This is a genomic window from Candidatus Nitrosopumilus koreensis AR1 (assembly GCF_000299365.1).
In the GTDB taxonomy this organism is placed as follows: Archaea; Thermoproteota; Nitrososphaeria; order Nitrososphaerales; family Nitrosopumilaceae; genus Nitrosopumilus; species Nitrosopumilus koreensis.
Genome location: NC_018655.1, coordinates 1,466,184 through 1,484,871 on the forward strand (window position 1 = coordinate 1,466,184; position 18,688 = coordinate 1,484,871).

Below are 18,688 nucleotides of genomic sequence, written 5' to 3' on the forward strand. Positions count from 1 at the left end.
TGTTAAATTATGATAATTATAATATAACATTATATGAAATGTCCCAAAAATGGGAATTAGTTGTTTATGTTAGAGATGACATGTTCGATGTTAAAGGGTTTTTGGATTACAGGCACATTCAATTTTTCTAATTTCTCTTCAGTCTGACTACTTGTATCGGCAGTAACTGCAATTATCCGTGCTGTTGGTTCAATTTCTTGAATTTTCTTAATTGCATAAAAACCAGAACCATTAGGCATATTGAGATCAATAAGAGTCACATCAGGTTTTAATTTTTTAAACAATTTAACAGCGGTGATACCATCAAATCCATTTCCTACAACATTAATGCCCTTCTCTTCAAGAAATTCGGAAAACAGTCTAACAGTATCTTCATCATCATCGACAATAATCACAGACTTGCTCATTATATTTATGAAAATGCTATAAGTTCTTTATATCTTACATCTTTAGATATCACACATGGCAGGATTAGACAAATTAATTTCATTATCATTACCATCAATAATTAAGAAAAAAATTGATGTTGACACGCTAAAAAAGATTGAACGAGAATTGTTTTTAGAACATGGCATGTCAATAAAACTTTCAATGGAGCACTTTCAGACATTATTAAAAATTATCAAGAAAAATTCCGAAATAGATGTCAGCAGATTTGAAATGGAATGTCTGGAACAACTATTCCAAATAAAAAAATTAAAAGAAAACTATCATGTTACAATTACCAATTCAAAATTAATTCATTTTATTTTAGACATACTTGGAGACGATGAAACCAGAAAGATGATTTTATACATTTTAAAAAGTGAACATACCATACCTGAAATTATAAAAGAATCTGGAGTTCCCAAAACCTCAGGGTATAGAAAAATAGAGAATCTATTAATCAATGGGTTTTTCATAGAGACAGGAAAAATCCTAAGTGAAAGCAAAAAAATTTCAAAAATTCAATGCGTATTTCAAGAAATTTTAGTTGATGCTAAAAAAGAAAAACTTACAGTCAGTGGAATTGTGCCTAAAAAAATATTTGAGAAAAGCACAACAATGAAATCTATTGTTAAAAACCTAGAATGAATTATTTAACAAGGTCAAGTAGTGCCTTTGCTTGTTTAAAATGAACCTCATCAATCATTTTTCCATCAACAGTAGTAGCACCTTTTCCTTTTTTTGTTGATGCAAGATAGGTTTTGCAAACTTTCTCAGCCCACAAAATTTCACTTTTGTTTGGATGAAACAATTTGTGAGTTACAGAAATATGATCAGGATGAATAATGCTTTTTCCAGAATAGCCCAAACTTTTTCCAACTTTGCAATCTTTTTCTAATCCTTTTGTATCTTTAAGATCTTGCCAGATGGCATCAATTGCAGCAATACCTGCTGCACGTGCATCTACAGGAATTTTTCTTCTAGAGTATTTTGCACCTTCAGATTCTTTAGTATATTCTACTCCAAGATCATTGAGAAGATCAAATACGCCAAAAACTACCGCTGATACTCGTTTACTACAAGAAGCTATTTCGTAGGTGTTTACAACACCTTCTGCAGATTCTATAGAAGGGATTAGTTGCACGGGTTTTAGTTTACGTGTTTTTTCCAACCCTGAAATTATTTTTTCAATTTTTTTGAGTTCTGTTGTGTTGTTGACCTTTGGAATTACAATTCCATCAATTCCTTTTTGAACAATTTCTTTAAGATCTGCAGGAATTTTGCCAGACAGAGGAGAATTTGTACGAACAAAAATTGAAGATTTGTATGATTTTCTAGATTTGAGTGCAGACTTGATTAGCTTTCTTGCAGTTGTTTTTTCAGCATCTGGAACAGAGTCCTCTAAATCAAAACAAACAATATCAGCCTGTAGCGTTTTTGCTTTTTCTAGAAACCTAGAATTATTTCCGGGAACAAAAATGAGACTACGAAAGAGCTGAGTCATTAAATGACTAAGCGCCTTCTGGCTTCATTAAGATTTTGCCAAAGAGTCCCTTACCGGTTAACATCTTTGTGTGAGCCTCAGCTGCTTGCTCAAATGTGTAAGTTGAGTCAATTGCTGCTTTGATTTTTCCTTGACCCATCCAGTAAAGGGCTTGATCAAGTTCGGCTTTGGTTCCTTGTGTTGAACCCAAGATGTTAGTTCCCTTAAAGAAGATGTGTCTCAGGTCAGTGTGTGCATCATAACCTGTTGTTGCACCACATGAAACTAGTGTAGCACCATATTTGAGTAAGGTTAGTTGTTTGTTCCAATGAGTCTCACCAATGTGATCAAATGAAACATCAATTCCTGGGACTTCACCTTTCTTTTTGGCAATTTCTTTGGTAATTGCTCTTACTTCTTTGTGCCAATCATCTTTTCTGTGATCAACCGCATAATCAGCACCAAGTTCTAGACATTTGTCTAATTTGTCTGGGCTTGCAGTTGCAATAACATCACAATTGTATAGTTTTGCAATTTGAATTCCAAAACTTCCTACTCCAGAACCACCACCCATAATAAGTACGGTTTGACCGGGTGTAATCTTGGCTCTACCAACTAGCATATGCCAAGAGGTAAGAATTGTCATTGATGCAGCTGCTGCTTCATCATATGAAACGCCTTCAGGAATTTTTGAAACATTAACTTCTGGTAAGTGGGTTACTTCTTGATAAGCTCCCCAAGTTGGACCAGTTTGGAATCCCCAAATCATTCTGTTAACACAGTCAAATTCTCTTCCATCCGTACATGCTTTACAAACTCTGCATGACATGTTTGAGTGGGAAACTACTCTATCTCCAACTTTGATATTTTTTACATCCTCTCCAACTGCGATGACATCACCTGCAGCATCAGAACCTGAAACATGTGGTAATGGTACAGGTACTGGTTGTCCTCGCATACCCCAAATATCATTATAATTTAGGGCTGCAGATTTTACTTTAAAAACAACTTCATCTGCTTTTGGTTTTGGTTCATCTATATCCTGGACTTTAAGGATCTTAGCATAATCATCATCTGGTGCATATTCATTGTATACAACGGCTTTCATGGATAAAGCAGTACCTTTCCCATAATTATATTTTATCTGAGATCAGACACGATTGAACTTGAAATCTCGTTTTGGTTGTTGTGTAGAAAGCAAAATTTGCTTTAATTGATCGTCTGAGATTTGGCCAGGAATTTTTCCTTGGGTTGCCATTCCTATCAAATATTGCTCCACAAGATCTGCTAATTCTGGCTTTACCATTTTGATATTGTTTAATCTCATTCTTGCTTCGGGCACAAGAATCTGTTTTAGAATTTGTTCTTTTTGTGCAGATTGCTCGTGATCGTTATTATCTTGAGAAAAATCGTTTGAATCAGGAAAACTCATTTTGAATCAAGTGTAAACTTTCAATTGAGGATTTTCAACAATCATTTCTTTTAGAATTTCTGTTGCCAGTCTGTCAAGTTTTTGCATACCATGTTTAGAAACTACACGACCTTTTTTCTCAACTTTTTCCAGATAACCTAATTTTTCTAATCCATGAATGGCATTTCTAATAATTGCGCCGCCAGCATCTTTGTGATGAGCTGCACCATATCCAGATGGTTTGCCACCACCATAATCTTTTCTTAATTCGTTAATTCCAATTGGGCCGTGAAGGTAAATTTTTCTCATAATTGAAGCACATCTTGTATACCACCAATCACGGTTTTGTGGTGGTTTGTCAGCATGAGCTCCAGTTTTTACAAATGGAATCCAAGAAGGTGCTGGAATATCCTCATTTTTTAAAATATCAGCTAGTTTTCCTATCAGCACATCTGCTGGTACGTCATACACCTTTGCCATGAAGACAAAAAATTGAGAATCGTCTTATAAATCATTGAGATATTATTTTACGATAAGTATGCCCACACAAGTAGCAAGATATTCTGATCGACTTGACAGACGCTCTACCTAAACGGATTCTAGAATTCACTCCAGGGGCAATGAATGATTTGCATTTTTTACAAAAAACCATTCTAAGCTCATAAGGCATTCGGATTTTGTGTCTAGTACTAATCCTTCTAGCAAGAAGTGCCTGGCGCTGAGAGAGTTTGGGATTTTCTTTTGCATTACTGATTGCATTTTTTATTAGAATGTGCATTCTCTCCATTGCAAGTTTTCTTACTGCAGGTTTCACAATAATTTCTGAGGTCACACCTAAAAATTACTTGTTATTAGAAAAGATGCAGTCAGCGGGATTCGAACCCGCGTCACAGGGTTGGAAACCCCGAATACTAACCAGGCTATACTATGACTGCAACAGAATGCAAATTTTGAGTCCTACATAAAAATGGTTTTTTCACACTCATACAGCATTCTGGCAACTACAGTGTGTCCTTCAAAGGATTCATCGCCAACCGAATACATTTGAGTGAACTTTTTTTCAATTATATCTGAAAAGTGTCCCTTTTGGAATCCCCCAAATACAAGGCAGGAGTCATTTGAAATATCGGCAGCAATTTTTTCATAAGAGTTCAAGTCGCCTTTGGTAGAAAACCCCAGTACATTTGATGGGTTTATTTCATCTACTAGTTCTGGAAATGTTTTGTCTTTGATTTCAAGTAGGACATTATTATTTGCAATTATCTTTTTTTCTTTATACAATTTTTCAATTAAACCTTCGAATCGATGATATGATTTTGGCACATGCACATTTGATCCAAAAGAAATTACCTTATCATCAACTGTATGAACATAAAATTTGATTTTATTTTTTTGGTAAAGTGGAATTGTTGTAGCTTCAAGTATTGAAAAATGTACAAGGTCTGGCCGTCCTCTTTTCAATTCATTGTCAATTCCTTTCATTGCTGCAAAATGCCATGAATTATCCAATAGAATTTCAGATGGATGTTTTCCCAATTTTCTTGCATGGGAAATTACAGATGGATGGTGTTTTAATTCAGACGGTACAAGCTCTAATGCAGATTCTGCTAGAATTAAAGAAATCATTTTAGTTTATCATTTGAATTTGATTTTTAAATTCATTCCAACTTGGTTTTGGATTGCCGTTCTCATCAAATAATCCTGCATTACAGACGTAATGGTTTAGTCTCTCAATTACATGCTCACTACTTCCAAAACCAGAACCGCCAATCTCAAGTTTGCTTTCTCCAATATCCTGTGCTTCAAATGAGCAAGTTCCTTCTGGCTTGTCATATTGTCTATACCAAGTAAAAAACTCCAACTCTGATTCATTTTCTGTATAAAATTCAAAAGATTTTCCTACAAATTCAGTCTGAGAGTCTTCACTTCCACCAACAAAGTCAGATGTGCTCCAACTAATCTCAAAGATTGCAGCCTTTTTCTCACCTGCCAAATCAAAAATTTGTTCTAAATCTTCTTTTGCTTGTTGTGGAGTTTTTACCATCTCATTTAGGACATCAACAGGAGAGTAAGAAAATGCTACAAAATCACCAACATCTAGATCAGTTACGATATATCTCAAGTTCTTACTCAAAACTTGGTGTAATGCAAATGAATTTCCAATTTTTACATCAGGATGTTTTTCTTTGATTTGGTCATACACTCCTGTGAACAGTTCTTTGTAAGCAGGAATGTTTTGTTCATGATATCGGAATTGAGATTCTGTTTGTCCTGCAAGAATCACTGTATCAATAATGTCATATCGTGATAAAATTGCATCAAGTACGCTAACTACTCTATCTTCTCTAAGAGATTGAATTGGTGGGTTTCCAATCCAACTTGGGAAAGGTCCAAGAGTTTCTCCGTTAATTATTGAAAAGTAAAGTGTAACTTTGAGATCATTTTTTTTGTTAAAGCTCATCAGTGCATCAGAATATTGCCAATCATATTCCCCACGCTCTGGTTCAACTAAATTCCAGAAAAGATAGACGTTGCTTCGTCCAATACCAGATTCAGATGCAGTAGAATAGATCTCATCTAGGTCTTGCAGTGTTACAGATTGAGTTGGAGGATTTATGACTAGTCCAATTTTATCATTAGTTTTTTGAGGAATAACTTCAGTATCTGGAATGCTAAGAACTCCAGCTGCAATTGCTATAACTACAGCTATAACTACGGCTACACCTACAGTCACGCCTAGAATCTTCTTATCCATAAGAACTCAAAAAGAAAAGAAAGTAAAAAAGTTGTGATTCTGTTATTTATCCAGACGTACAACCACTAAATCCGCATTCAATGCAGATACTGCAACCTTCTACAAATACAAGATTGTTTTTGCATGTTGGGCACAGACGATCTTCTGAAACTTCCTCTGATTGAATGGGTTCAGATTTTATTTCTTCATCATGTACCTTTAATGCAAGTGCTGCATTAACTTGGGATTTGATGTAGGGATTTGTTATTTGTTTTGTAACATATTCTGTCACATGTTCACTAGGAGTAACATCAAATATTTTTTGAGCATTCTCACTTGTCATGTGAAGAACTTGTTTGTGTCTAGAGCCATCACGGTAAACTGTAATTCCCTTGAGTCCAATTTCATGGGCTAACAGATATGCTGACTTTACATCTTCTGCAGTTACATCATATGGCATGTTGATTGTTTTTGCAATTGCATTTCCAATCCAGTCTTGCCATACACCTTGAGCCATAAGGTGATCAGACCAGTGAATATCCATTGCAGTGACAAAGACATCTTGCATCCATTGAGGAATTTCTTCGATCCCTTTCAATGAACCATAGTTGTCTGCAATCTTTGCAAGAATTTCATCTGTGTATAGATTATTTTCTTTTAGGACTTGTTCAACAATTTTGTTTGTGTAGAAGAATCTTCCTACAGTAACTCTCTTCTCAAAGACCAATGCAAATGCAGGTTCCATTCCATTTGAACAGTCTGCAATCATTGACAGAGTACCTGTTGGGGCTACAGTTGTAGTCAAGACATTTCTTATTCCGTATTCCTTTATTTTTTCAATCAATGCATCCCATTCATAGGAGTGGGATTCTTTTGGTTTTTCATAATAACCTGCAACTGGAATCTTTCCTTCAGGATATTCAGTCTTAGAACACAATGGGAATTCACCACGAGATTTTGCAAGGGCTACACTTTCTTCCATGGAATAATATGTTAGGGCTTCAGAGAGTTTGGATTGTAATTCATATCCTTCTTTGGAGTTGTATGGAATTCTTAGTTTGTACAACAGATCAGCTACTCCCATTACACCTAAACCAATTCTTCGAGATTCTTTTGATGCTACGTTGATCTCTGGTACTGGATAGTTGTTAACATCTATGATGTTATCAAGGAATCTAGTAGTCTTTCTGATTGTTTCCTCATATCTTTGCCAATCAAATTCATAGGTTCCATCTGCTTGTCTCTTGACAAGATTTACCAAATTGATTGAACCAAGATTGCATGATTCGTATGGGTAAAGACTTTGTTCACCACAAGGATTTGTTGCACGTAATGGTGCTTGTCTTGCTTTTGCAAACACGTTGTATTTGTTAATTTGATCAAAGAAGATCAAACCAGGTTCTGCACTCTTCCATGCAGACAATGCAATCAAATCAATTAATTGATGTGCATTGATTTCTTTGACTGGTTTTTTGTCACGTGGACTACGTAAGACATAGTTTCCATCACTGGTATTTACAAGTGCATGCCAAAAGTCCTCCCAAATACCTACACTGACGTTAAAGTTTTCTAAAACTCCAGGTTCTGTTTTGTTTGTGATGAACTTTTCAACATCTGGATGCCATGCTTCAATAATTCCCATGTTAGCACCACGTCTCTTTCCACCTTGCTTTACTACTTCAGTTACAGTGTTAATGATGTTCATAAATGACACTGGACCTGATGCAACGCCTGATGTAGAAGCTACAATATCACCTTCTTCACGAAGATCAGAGTAGTTTATTCCCACTCCACCACCGGATTTGAAGATTAATGCTGCATCAGAAGTTGATTTCATGATTTCTTCCATGCCATCATTCATTCCAAGCACAAAACATGCAGAGAGTTGACCTAGTCTGCCACCTGCATTCATCATTGTTGGTGAATTTGGCAAAAAGTCTTGTGCAACCATCAGATCAAAGTATTCTGTGATTTTGTCTGCATAGCTGTCTAGTTTTTTAGCTGCAAGCAATGTCAAAAGTTCTTTGAAGCTTACTTTCATCTGACCCTTTCCTGCAAGAGTCACATAGTGGTTGATGAGTGATCTGAAATGCCATTTGTTGAAGAAGTAATCTCCAACTTTGAATTTGTAATCAAAGGCATCTAGTTTTTCAAGATAAGATTTTGCTTCCTCTACGTCTTGAGTAGTGTGCCCTGACTTGTCAAATACTTGTGCATCATACAACATATCACCAATCCCTACAAGAATTGCAACTCTCTCAAACATCTGAGTTGGAGACTCAATAATCTCATTTTTTCCATTTCTGAAAAGGTATCTTGATGCTAAGACTCTGAGACAGTTCAAGTCAAACTTTTTGGAAACTGGATCTAAGGCCTTTAGATTTAGGACCTTCATCTTTTCGTCTCTTAGTTTTCGTCTCTCATGTCTGTAAACAATGTAGGCTTTAGCAATATCGCTATTACCACTATCAATCAAAGTAGACTCTACAATATCTTGAATGTCTTCAACTGTAGGTGTTCTAGAACTAGTAAATCCTTGTTCTACTAATTTGTTAACAACATTATCTGCTAACTGGTCGGCTAGGCCACGGTCGGCTTTAGAGGTGGCAGCCAATGCCCTGAATATGGCATTTGAAATTTTATCTTTATTGAAAGCCGTAACTGCGCCACTGCGCTTACGGATCTCACTGATCGTATTTTCTATTTGTGAATTATCCATTATAATCTCCCCGTAGAGGGTTATGATCAATGAGAGTATAAATGGTTTGTCAGTTTTTGTCTAAAAATTCGGTTCAATAAAATTGACAACGGTACTATGAATTTCATAACGGCATAACTTGCACAGTAGACGATGATCGTACAGGTCTGAAACAGATCAAAAAGTTTTCAAAAATGATCGTAACTAGTTTGCTCAGTTATGAAATTCAGACAACGTACGGAGACTTGCACTTTGGACACTTGTCATCAAAGGGTTCGTCCTTGAACCCACATTCACCGCATATTGCAATCTCTTGAACAGGTTTAAAGGAAGTCGTAAGTTCTGATGCTTTCTCAATTGCCTTTTTGATTTCTGCAGGCTTAGCATCCTTTGCGATTTTCAACGTTACAAACAATCCTCCGTTAAGCAGCTTTGAGAGCTTGTTGCATTCAGATATTGGCTCGCTTTTGTTAGTATAGTCAGAGATCTCAGATGCACTAATTTCTATTCCTTCTGAGTAAGAATCGCCATCCATAGAGTTCAAAGAGGAGTTTTTACCGTATTTCTCACCATCTAGGGTTGCAAAACGAGTAGAACTCTCAGTCTCAGTCATGCAAATAGCCACAGGATCACCTAATTCTTTGCCTTTTTTGGCTCCAACATCAACTGCGGTCTCAATTACCTTGTGAAGGATTTCATGCCCTTCCTTATTATCCTTGAATCCAAGAATGTTAAAGACTGCCTCCTTGAGGCCCACTAAATTAATGACTAGTGAAACAGTGCTTCTTTGCATGTACTGGGTGTTTTTAGCCAAGATGGGATTCAGTCCGCGTCTTGTCAGATCCGAGATGTCTTTCTTTCTTAGTGCCATAGATGACAAAGCTGGTTTCATCAACAATGCCAATCTTGCTCTAAAGTAAGTTTCATCTTTGTTTGATTCAAATGCTAATCTTGGAAGGTTAATTGATACTGATTGGAGCATAATTGATAGTGGACCAGAACTTTTGGTTGAGCCGTTTGTAACTCCGTAACTTGATGTTTGTCCTTTAGCAAACATAACTTTACCACCAATTGAAATTATTTCGGATACAGCTTCAGAGACATCAGTAATCTTTCCTTTTTCATTGTCTATGATCAAACCAATTTTTGGAATTGGTGTGATCTTTGCATAGTTTTGATATGCATTAATAATTGAATTAATTATTTTTGTATCAGATCCTAGTTGCAATCTGATTGAAACATTAGTACTTGATTTGTTATATTTGGAAGTTGTAGATGCAGTTGCAAATGCTGCAGTTAATTTTTGTTCTAGTTCTGGAAGTGACTTTGAATGTTTTGAAAATAATTGAACTAATCCATCAAGTACAATTTCTTGTGAAGCTTCTTTTGAAAGAAGTGAGATTACAACAGACAATGCACTGGTAATTTCGTCTAATTGTTTTGATGCAGGAATTCTTGAGACATCAAGATACTTTCCACCAAGATCTATTCCATCTTCAATTAACTCTTTAACATTAACAAAAACTGTATCAGGAATCATTGACCATACACCAGGATTTGCAATATGTAGATCACCAGAGAGATGAGAGTCGGCTACATCTTTTGGTAAGATGTTTGTAAGAAGATGTTCAGCAAAAACTCTTTGTCCTGTTTTAAACAAGAGACCTTCAGCACCGTTATCTACATTATCTAAGTTGGTAATCATCTCTTGAACATCATAAACAGGCAAGCCTAGGCGTGCAAGCTTGTTACGATATTCTTCGTGACCGTGCTCAAGGAGCACAGAATTCACCATTTCTCTGATAAGCGAGCCTGTAAGATAGGTAGTCTGATACTTGTAAATTCTGTTTTCAACTTCTTCAGTAATTTTTTGTGCAAGTTCAAGTGGAAGACTACCCTCACGAACAAGTGACTGAATGATTTTATGAGAATTAAATTCTTCAATGGATTCATGTGATGTTCTAACATACATCTTTCCACTTTCAATAATTGATCTTTCTTCGATTTGTCTTGCTAAGCTCAAAACTAATTTTCCAAGATTTGTAATTGTATAACGTCTTTCAGATTTGTTTAATGCAACTAGTGATTGTCTAAGTAATTTTCTCAAGTGGTATGCAAATTTTCCACTTTCTTTTTTTGATTTGAAACCGGCAAGTGATTTTAGTTCTGAATAAGTTAAAGGACCTTTTGAATTTAGGATTCTTAAGATATCGATTCTGTTAGGGCTTGCCATTACAGAGAAGATCATTCTGACACGTTTTGAGGTAGACTGTAAAATGCCACCCCGTTTTGATGAATCCGAATCGTCATCCAAGTCTGCATCTAGATCATCGTCTTCGACATCTAGATCACCTTCAAGATCTAATTCTAGTTCTTCATCACTCATTTTCATGTACCTTTCTAAAAAAAAGCACTAATTAAGACTTATGACAGTATTAATTTGGATCGTTTTTGATCATTTTTCTAAATGCATACAAGGGTTTTAGATCTAATTTTGAAAAATTATGAAAAAGATCAGATAACATAGATCATTTTTCTTGAACATCTAATGAAAATTCCGATGTAGAGAGTTTCTGTCCACATGACGGACACTTTCCACTATAAGGATTCATTACATCTTTTAGAGATTTTAACATCTTCATGTTTGTGATCTTTTCACCACATTTTCCACATGTAACTTCTACAGACATGATAATGATCATTGATGCAAAATAATTAAGAATCGATTCTGATTTTTTTTAATTAATTCAAACAAATATTTTTACTGTTTTTCGATGATGATTCCTCTTTCATCGAAACCAGTAATTTTTGCTCTAGTCCCAACCGGAAGATCAGAAGGGGTAGCAATTCCTGCCATAAATCCTGAAATCCTCAAATCAGAATTATCCAGTTTGAGCACAACAAAGGCATATGGAGTATATTTCTCAAAGCCTGCAGGAGCCACAGTAATTATGGTATAAGTGGCAATTTCGCCAGTACCCTCCAAAAGCACATCCTCAAATCCCTTACTGCCACACTCTCGGCAAAAATATGCTGTAGAGAGATGAAGATATCCACAATCAGTACACTTGTGAGTTAGGAGTTTACCATTTTTGGCGTTTTCAATTACTTGTTCTTCAACAGACATTTTACACACTCTGAAAAACATGAACAGCACAACTTGCACCAGTTGCACCAAAATTATGAGTTAAACCAATCTTTGCATCTTTAACAGTTCTTGCACCAGCGTTTCCAGTTAATTGATCATACACTTCTACTACTTGTCCAACACCAGTAGCTCCAATTGGATGTCCTTTTGACTTTAGACCTCCTGAAGGATTAATTGAAATATCAGAATTTAATTTTGTTCGGCCTTCACGAACTGCTTGAACACCTTTTCCTTTTTCAAAGAAACCCAAGTCTTCAGTGTCAACAACCTCTGCAATTGTAAAACAGTCATGCACTTCTGCAAAGTCTACATCTTTTGCAGTGATACCTGCCATCTTGTATGCATCAGCTGCTGCAAGTTTTGTACTTGGAATTGTTGTCATGTGATCACGTCCTTGTAATGCAGCAGGAGAACCACCACGACCAGAACCAATCACTTCAATATAATCACCGCCATGTTCTTTTGCAAACTTTTCTGAACATAGAATTACTGAACTTGCTCCATCTGAAAATGGACAGCAATCAAAAAGTTTTAGTGGACTTGCGACTACTGCAGAATTCATTACATCATCAATAGTAATTTTTTTCTGCATGTGAGCTTTTGGATTTAAGAAACCATTATCATGATTCTTTACTGCAACTCTTGCAAAATCTTCTTCAGTTGTGTTAAACTCTGTCATGTAAGCTCTTGCCATTGATGCAAACAATCCTGGAAATGATGCACCAGCCTGGCCTTCATAGAAAAAGTCTGAACAGTATGCAAAGTATGTTGTTGTCCATTCAGTTCCTGTGTGGGTTACTTTTTCAACGCCAGTAACTAAAAGACAATCATAAAATCCTGCTGCGACATTTGCGTATGCTTCTCTAAACGATACAGAACCACTGCCACATGCAGACTCTATTGTTAATGATGGTTTGTCGGGAATTCCTAATCGGCTCATCAAGACAGGACCAATGTGTACCTGTTTGTCTGCAACCCCAAATACGTTTGAGATGTAGGATGCTTTGATATCTTTAGGTGAAATTCCTGCACTCTCTATGGCTGCAACTGATGCCTGAGTAGTGATATCTGCTATACTATCGGCTAATTTGCCATATTTGGTGCTGCCTGCGCCAAGAACACAAACCTTTTCCACAAATGTCACTGACCCAAGTCCCTATAAAAATCGTATTAGTAAATTCATCATAGAACATGCCATCAAAGAAACTTCAAACTATCCAGATCAAAAAGACTGTTGTCAGACATTCAGTAAAAACTACAAAGTCAAAAACTAGCATCTTCAAAAAAGAGATCATCCAGTATTTAGATAGTAACGGGTATCTCTCTTGGTCTTCAAAAGATAAAAAATACATGATTCTTGGAACAAATTCTCCAAAAAACGGACTTGTTCCATGTCCCCAATGCAAACTGGGAGAATTAATGGTAATTCGTTCTAAAACAACAAGAAAAAGATTCATGGGTTGTTCTAATTTTTATGGTGGATGTAAAGCATCCTCACCTCTACTTCAAAAGGCAAAGCTTAGAGCAACAAAGAGTCCGTGTGATGTATGTAAATGGCCGATGGTAATATTTCGTTATTCACGAAAACAAAAGTGGTCAAAGCAATGCTCTAACTTTAATTGCAAAAGCAGAGTCAAGCCTTCAAAGTAGGATAAACATCTGTTCTTCTGTTCTTTAGTAGTGGTAAGACTTTGCGTGTTTGTTTTACCTTTTTCAAATCAATATCAACATATCCTATTCCTTGTTTCTTTTTCATGTCAAGTAAGACTTTGCCATAAGGATCGACTACCATACTTCTTCCACAGTAAATATTGCCAACTTGATCAGGTGCAATGACATAGCAACCATTTTCAATTGCACGTGTTTTGTTAATTGTAATCCAATGTTCTTCTTTCATGTTTCCCTTTACCCATGCTGATGGTGCAATTAGTATTTCAGAACCTGCTGCTGCAAGCGAGCGTGACATTTCTGGAAAACGTAGGTCATAGCAGATCATCATTCCAATTTTTCCCAACGTTGTCTTTACAGGCTTTGCAATCTTTGAGCCTGATGCCATCTTGTCTGATTCTCTAAAGCCTAATGCATCATAGAGGTGAATTTTTCGGTACGTAGAGATTACTTTACCTGTTTTGTCAATTACAAACGAAGTGTCATAGACTCTGTCTTTTTTTCTACTCTTCTCATAAAACGAACCAACAACTTGAATATGATTTTCTTTGGCAGTAGTTGCAATTGTTTTTACAAAGTTTCCATTAATGGTTTCAGCAAGATTGGCAAGCTGTTTTGGTGTTTGAGTAGAGTTTGTATAAAACATCATAAATTCTGGGAATGCACTCAGTGTTGCATTTTTTGAAGCTGCTTTTTTTATGTATGAAATAATTTTCTTTAGATTGGTTTCTTTGTTAGTTGATGCTTTGAACTGTACAACTGCAGCTTTCATTGAGAATCATTAATCATATCACAATAAAAGGATAAACTGTTGGTACAATCGTAAAATGTACCATTTTGTTATTATGCAAAGTTGCTCTACTAAAATTACACCGACCATAGTGTGTGTATGTCATCCTACGACGGGATAGAAGTTATTCCAGTCAGTTTTTTTAAAAATAATTAAAGTTGGTTTCCTGCCAAAAACCAATTTTCTTTAGGATTGTCTTCAAAAACAACAATTACGTGATTCTCTTTTGTTTTTAGAATCTCAACTGCTGATTTTGTGATTGCTTTTGCGTATTCGTCTTTTTGTTCCTGAGATCTTCCAGGATACATTGATACTGTAATCAATGGCATGAAGACACAAACTAGATTCAGGAATTTATGCTTTCAATAATCTGGTCTGTATCCGTATCTTGTACCGTATGTGTACTCTGAACTATGTGTCTTTTTGTAGAGATATCCACTTGCAAATCCTATTGCGAATCCTCCAATGTGTGCCATATATGCAACACCACCACCAGCAACACCAAAACCACCTATGAAGAATGGTAAGAGATTTTGGAAGACTAACCAGAATGGTAAGAACCACTTAGCTTGAATGTGCATCATTCTCCAGAAAAATCCCAACATAAGGAATGTAGTAATTCTAACTCGTGGGAACATTGCCAAGTATGCACCAAGTATACCAGATATTGCTCCTGATGCACCAACTGCAGGAATAGAACTTGTTGGATCAATTACAATGTGAGCTAAACCTGCACCAATTCCCCATGCAAGATAAATTAAAAGAAATTTTGCCTTACCAAATTTTAGTTCAATATTATCGCCAAATATCCACAAAAATAACATGTTACCACCCAAGTGCATCAGGCCACCATGCATGAACATTGAACTTAGTAACGAAAAGTAAGGAGTGTCAGGACAAGCAATTCCCGGCTGAATCATTGATGAGAAACCAGTAATGCAACTAGGAACTGCACCCCATTCAAAAAACATGAATGCAGCATTTTGGTTTGAAAATTCCCAGAATTGACCAGTAACAGCTACTTCATAAAAGAAAATTACGACATTTAGTATAATTAATCCAATTGTGATTTTTGGTTTGAATCCTGGTGGATGTGGGTTTTCATCTCTTAATGGTAGCATTAGTTATTTAGCTTGAATGAAATTTGTATAATAAGATTTTTTAATTAAATTATAAATTATTTGTCAAATGTTTTAACTAAATTATAATTATTTTCCTTTCAACAAGATTTTCAATTATATTTAGAAATTGTTCATCAGAAATTTTTTCTTCATACCACCAACTTGCAGGAGTTTGTACCCATGCAGGGATTCTCCATTGTGATTCAGAAACTATCTCACGTGTTGGAACAGATACAATCTGTTTCTTAAGGAGGAAATCAATTCCTTCAAGAAATTCTGAATCAGAAATTTGTTCAGTTGCCCACCAATCTGCATTTTGTTTTATCCATGCAGGAATTGTAGGTAGTTCTGGAGGCAATCCTTCATCAAAACCAGAAATTTTCAAAATACCTTGAGATTGCGGTCCAACTGTAAATGCAACATGCCAGAACCCCATCTCATCTATGCTTTGAATAAATTCTATAGGCTCATCATCAATAGTAATAGAAAATTTTTCATTTCCTGAAATTGGAGCAAATTCAAAATTAGCATATGTATCTAATGGATAACTATTGTAGCCTTTGATAGTCATTGTTGTACCAGACTCATCAAATTTTGCAGCTGAATACCATGCTCCTGAGTCATATCTAAAATCAAAATCACCATCATTTTTCTTTACAGTTACAGGAATTACAGTAGTATCAACTGGCGCAAAGCAAGAGTAGAAACGTACTGGTTCAGAGACAGATGGATCTGGATAGATAGTAAAATCTAGAATCTGTCCTGGTTCAATTTTTTCAATTGGCTCAATATTGTGGGCAACATCTAAGATAAACTTCTCATAACCATGAACAATAGCATACACTTTTGGATTGTATACTGTATGATTTCCAACATTCTCAATTTTTCCAGTAACATGTCCATCATCATGAGTGATCAAAGTTTTGTCATAGATAATTTGAATTGGAATACGATCTTTTTCAGTTTTAGTGTAACTTAGTTCTGCATCTAACAATTCAGGATTTTCACCACGTATATCGGGGAATTTTATTTTAAAAGGAATGTCAGTCATTGCAGGGATTGGCACATGAACAAGTTCTTTAGTAATTTTTGTTGCATCATCAATAACAGAAATTGTGATGGTTGGAATCAACGCAAAATCATTTTGGTTTTTGACATTTCCAACAACAGTAAAAATGCCTTGATAATCATAGTAACCAGTGTATTCATTTGTTGGAATAAAGACATCAGCAAATGCTATCTGCGGAACAAGAAATATGGATAAAATGATTCCAAATAGAAGAGTTTTGTATGATATCTTAGAATGAATTGATGATATCTTCAAATCACGCGTTGTTTTCATAGTGCTTTTAGGCCTAAACAAAGTAGTGTAATTTTCTTAATTATTCATTTAAACCGACTGGTTCGATTATCAAATCAGTGTAGATTAAACACGAATTATTCCTTTTTGAATCAAAAATTCCAATCCTTGTACGAATGTTTGATTGTCTATATGTCCTGCAGCCCACCATGCAGCATTGTTTCTAATCCAAGATGGTATCTCTTGAGACTCTGAAGTTTCCTGTTGAGTTGGAGGAAGTATAATAATTTGATTTTTGATTAGATATTCTATTCCTTGTACGAATGTACTATCATCAATTTGTTCTTCAGACCACCACAATGCATTGTTTCTAATCCAATCAGGAATTATAATTTCTTTTTGTGGTGTAACTCTATCAATAACAATCGGGATAGTTGTTTGTGCAAGCTCATTATTATTAAGATTATTAAAATTAAGATGCGCAATTCCTGTTACATCTTGTGGAATAAAAAATTCAACTACATTGTGTTCTTCTCTTGAATCAGTACTAATTCCATTTTGTTCAAAAATTATTCTGTTATTTTGTGTAATAGAAAATTCATAATTGGTTGAAACAGGTTTGTTTTTTAAGAAGACATCAGTTACATCAAAAATTATTTTTGCATTTGAATTAGATTTTAGATATTCTGGTTCCCAAGATACAAGAATTCTGAATTGCCCATTTTCAGTAACTGAGCTCAAATGAGGGTAATCCTTATCAGGTTTAATTACAAAATTCATCCCATTTGCATTTGAGCCATTTTCAAGAATGTTGAGTAATTCTTTTTGATAAATAATAAAATGGACTATACGGCCGTCAGAAAAAAAATCATCTATTGTGATTACATCTTCAGAAAGTTGCACTCCATTAATGAACATAGTAAATCCAGATACAAGCAAGTCACCAAATGTTTTTGGAATAACTAGTTCTTCATGTACAACAGATGTTTGATTGATGTTTGTATAACTCCAGTCAAAAGGCATTGAATATCTAATCTCTTTTGAATCAGAATCATATTCAAAGTCAGAAATCTCATCATAATAAGTAACGACATGAATATTCTGATCTCCAAAGTTAGGATCAACAAAATCATGTCTAGAGGTCTGAGCAATAGAAATTCCTGCGTTAAAAACTAGTGGTTCTTCAAGTGTATTGGAATAACTGTCAACAGTAAGTACACTAATATCAAATTTGTATAATCCTCCTTCGCTGAGCTTTGGACCCTTTACATGAATCATCCTACTATCCAATCCTAATAACGAACCAAAGATACTGCTTTCACTTTCTTCCTCTACAATAATAGAATCTGTTTCTTCTGAAACAAAGTTAAAGACTAAAAATCCATTATCAGCTTTGAATTCTTGTTCAAAAAGAAACTGTTCTCCCTTTTCAGATGTTATATGAAAAATAACGTCACGTAAAGTAATTTTAGAATCAAAATCAATTAACGAAATCGATATTTGTTGTCCATCAATTGCTTCAGGATCACCTTTTGATGAAGAAACTTCCAGAGCCACTTGCTTTCCGTTCAATTCGACTGGAGGAAATGTTTCGCTTCCTACCCCATGACCATGAACGTCAGTAAATGAAACTAAAAACAAAGAAGAGATTAGAAGTAATACAAATAACGATGGAGATTTCAATCTATGTCCACTTGTTTGGATCTTTTTTACGAATTTCTTTTCCATCAATTGTAACTGAATCTTTTTCTTCAAAGATAGTATGCCATTTGCCATTGCTTGGGAAAATTTTATTCATCTCTTCAACTTTATCGTTAGTTGGGGGTTTGTTCATCAATGCACCCCACTTCATGTTAGGAATTTTTGGCATGATATCATTGATGTCTTTCATATACTATCACTTGACTGA

At 35.3% G+C, this 18,688-nt stretch carries 21 protein-coding genes and 1 tRNA gene; 2 read left to right on the forward strand and 20 right to left on the reverse strand.

The features are described from left to right. Window positions 1–56: 56 nt before the first annotated feature. On the reverse strand, window positions 57–407 hold the full coding sequence (locus NKOR_RS08755; protein WP_014963991.1) for a response regulator: 351 nt from the start codon (window positions 405–407) through the stop codon (window positions 57–59). 55 nt (window positions 408–462) lie between these two features. On the opposite strand from NKOR_RS08755, the gene NKOR_RS08760 reads away from it, so the two are divergent. Next, the gene (locus NKOR_RS08760; protein WP_014963992.1) at window positions 463–1,074 is read left to right on the forward strand and encodes a hypothetical protein; all 612 of its coding nucleotides are present in this window, start codon (window positions 463–465) and stop codon (window positions 1,072–1,074) included. Window position 1,075: 1 nt separating this feature from the next. On the opposite strand, the gene NKOR_RS08765 is transcribed toward NKOR_RS08760, so the two are convergent. The 13 genes from NKOR_RS08765 to NKOR_RS08820 form a co-directional block, all read right to left on the reverse strand. Further along, window positions 1,076–1,930: an HpcH/HpaI aldolase/citrate lyase family protein gene (locus NKOR_RS08765; protein ID WP_014963993.1), complete on the reverse strand. Its 855-nt coding sequence runs from the start codon at window positions 1,928–1,930 to the stop codon at window positions 1,076–1,078. A gap of 7 nt (window positions 1,931–1,937) precedes the next feature. Next, window positions 1,938–3,017: a zinc-binding dehydrogenase gene (locus NKOR_RS08770; protein ID WP_014963994.1), complete on the reverse strand. Its 1,080-nt coding sequence runs from the start codon at window positions 3,015–3,017 to the stop codon at window positions 1,938–1,940. Between the two features lie 42 nt (window positions 3,018–3,059). Further along, window positions 3,060–3,341, reverse strand: a complete 282-nt coding sequence (locus NKOR_RS08775; RefSeq protein ID WP_014963995.1) for a DNA-binding protein — start codon at window positions 3,339–3,341, stop codon at window positions 3,060–3,062. Between the two features lie 6 nt (window positions 3,342–3,347). Next, the gene (locus tag NKOR_RS08780; protein WP_014963996.1) at window positions 3,348–3,800 is read right to left on the reverse strand and encodes a 30S ribosomal protein S19e; all 453 of its coding nucleotides are present in this window, start codon (window positions 3,798–3,800) and stop codon (window positions 3,348–3,350) included. A 31-nt stretch (window positions 3,801–3,831) separates the two neighbouring features. Continuing rightward, entirely contained in the window at window positions 3,832–4,098 is a 267-nt protein-coding gene (locus NKOR_RS08785; protein WP_187146205.1) for a ribonuclease P protein component 4, read from the reverse strand. A gap of 83 nt (window positions 4,099–4,181) precedes the next feature. Beyond that, window positions 4,182–4,255: transfer RNA gene (locus NKOR_RS08790), tRNA-Gly, on the reverse strand. 22 nt (window positions 4,256–4,277) lie between these two features. Next, on the reverse strand, window positions 4,278–4,946 hold the full coding sequence (locus NKOR_RS08795; RefSeq protein WP_014963998.1) for a ribosome biogenesis protein: 669 nt from the start codon (window positions 4,944–4,946) through the stop codon (window positions 4,278–4,280). A gap of 1 nt (window position 4,947) precedes the next feature. After that, the gene (locus tag NKOR_RS08800) at window positions 4,948–6,075 is read right to left on the reverse strand and encodes a beta-galactosidase (protein WP_014963999.1); all 1,128 of its coding nucleotides are present in this window, start codon (window positions 6,073–6,075) and stop codon (window positions 4,948–4,950) included. Window positions 6,076–6,121: 46 nt separating this feature from the next. Then, window positions 6,122–8,773 carry an adenosylcobalamin-dependent ribonucleoside-diphosphate reductase gene (locus NKOR_RS08805; RefSeq protein ID WP_016939417.1) on the reverse strand — a complete coding sequence of 884 codons (2,652 nt, stop codon included), beginning with the start codon at window positions 8,771–8,773 and terminating at the stop codon, window positions 6,122–6,124. Window positions 8,774–8,978: 205 nt separating this feature from the next. Further along, complete coding sequence (nrdD, locus tag NKOR_RS08810) at window positions 8,979–11,144, reverse strand: anaerobic ribonucleoside-triphosphate reductase (protein WP_014964001.1); 2,166 nt, start codon at window positions 11,142–11,144, stop codon at window positions 8,979–8,981. Between the two features lie 136 nt (window positions 11,145–11,280). Next, window positions 11,281–11,442 (reverse strand): hypothetical protein, encoded by a 162-nt coding sequence (locus NKOR_RS10130; RefSeq protein ID WP_182126295.1) that lies wholly within the window; start codon window positions 11,440–11,442, stop codon window positions 11,281–11,283. 71 nt (window positions 11,443–11,513) lie between these two features. Continuing rightward, window positions 11,514–11,879: a Zn-ribbon domain-containing OB-fold protein gene (locus NKOR_RS08815; RefSeq protein WP_014964003.1), complete on the reverse strand. Its 366-nt coding sequence runs from the start codon at window positions 11,877–11,879 to the stop codon at window positions 11,514–11,516. A gap of 1 nt (window position 11,880) precedes the next feature. Further along, entirely contained in the window at window positions 11,881–13,044 is a 1,164-nt protein-coding gene (locus NKOR_RS08820; protein WP_014964004.1) for a thiolase domain-containing protein, read from the reverse strand. Between the two features lie 47 nt (window positions 13,045–13,091). Between NKOR_RS08820 and NKOR_RS08825 the strand changes: the two genes are divergently transcribed. Further along, window positions 13,092–13,550 carry a DNA topoisomerase gene (locus NKOR_RS08825; protein ID WP_014964005.1) on the forward strand — a complete coding sequence of 153 codons (459 nt, stop codon included), beginning with the start codon at window positions 13,092–13,094 and terminating at the stop codon, window positions 13,548–13,550. Here the strand turns inward: NKOR_RS08825 and NKOR_RS08830 are convergent. The 6 genes from NKOR_RS08830 to NKOR_RS08855 all read right to left on the reverse strand — a co-directional run bounded on the left by NKOR_RS08830 (window position 13,534) and on the right by NKOR_RS08855 (window position 18,670). Further along, window positions 13,534–14,340 carry a carbon-nitrogen hydrolase family protein gene (locus NKOR_RS08830; RefSeq protein WP_014964006.1) on the reverse strand — a complete coding sequence of 269 codons (807 nt, stop codon included), beginning with the start codon at window positions 14,338–14,340 and terminating at the stop codon, window positions 13,534–13,536. The two genes, NKOR_RS08825 and NKOR_RS08830, sit on opposite strands and share 17 nt — an antisense overlap. A gap of 170 nt (window positions 14,341–14,510) precedes the next feature. After that, window positions 14,511–14,687, reverse strand: a complete 177-nt coding sequence (locus NKOR_RS08835) for a tautomerase family protein (RefSeq protein WP_014964007.1) — start codon at window positions 14,685–14,687, stop codon at window positions 14,511–14,513. 33 nt (window positions 14,688–14,720) lie between these two features. Continuing rightward, window positions 14,721–15,479 (reverse strand): rhomboid family intramembrane serine protease, encoded by a 759-nt coding sequence (locus NKOR_RS08840; RefSeq protein ID WP_014964008.1) that lies wholly within the window; start codon window positions 15,477–15,479, stop codon window positions 14,721–14,723. A gap of 76 nt (window positions 15,480–15,555) precedes the next feature. Beyond that, entirely contained in the window at window positions 15,556–16,821 is a 1,266-nt protein-coding gene (locus tag NKOR_RS08845) for a hypothetical protein (RefSeq protein WP_014964009.1), read from the reverse strand. Between the two features lie 84 nt (window positions 16,822–16,905). Beyond that, window positions 16,906–18,507, reverse strand: coding sequence for a hypothetical protein (locus NKOR_RS08850; protein WP_014964010.1), 1,602 nt, complete (start codon window positions 18,505–18,507; stop codon window positions 16,906–16,908). Continuing rightward, on the reverse strand, window positions 18,464–18,670 hold the full coding sequence (locus tag NKOR_RS08855) for a hypothetical protein (RefSeq protein ID WP_014964011.1): 207 nt from the start codon (window positions 18,668–18,670) through the stop codon (window positions 18,464–18,466). The genes NKOR_RS08850 and NKOR_RS08855 overlap by 44 nt, the downstream gene beginning before the upstream one ends. Window positions 18,671–18,688: the final 18 nt, after the last annotated feature.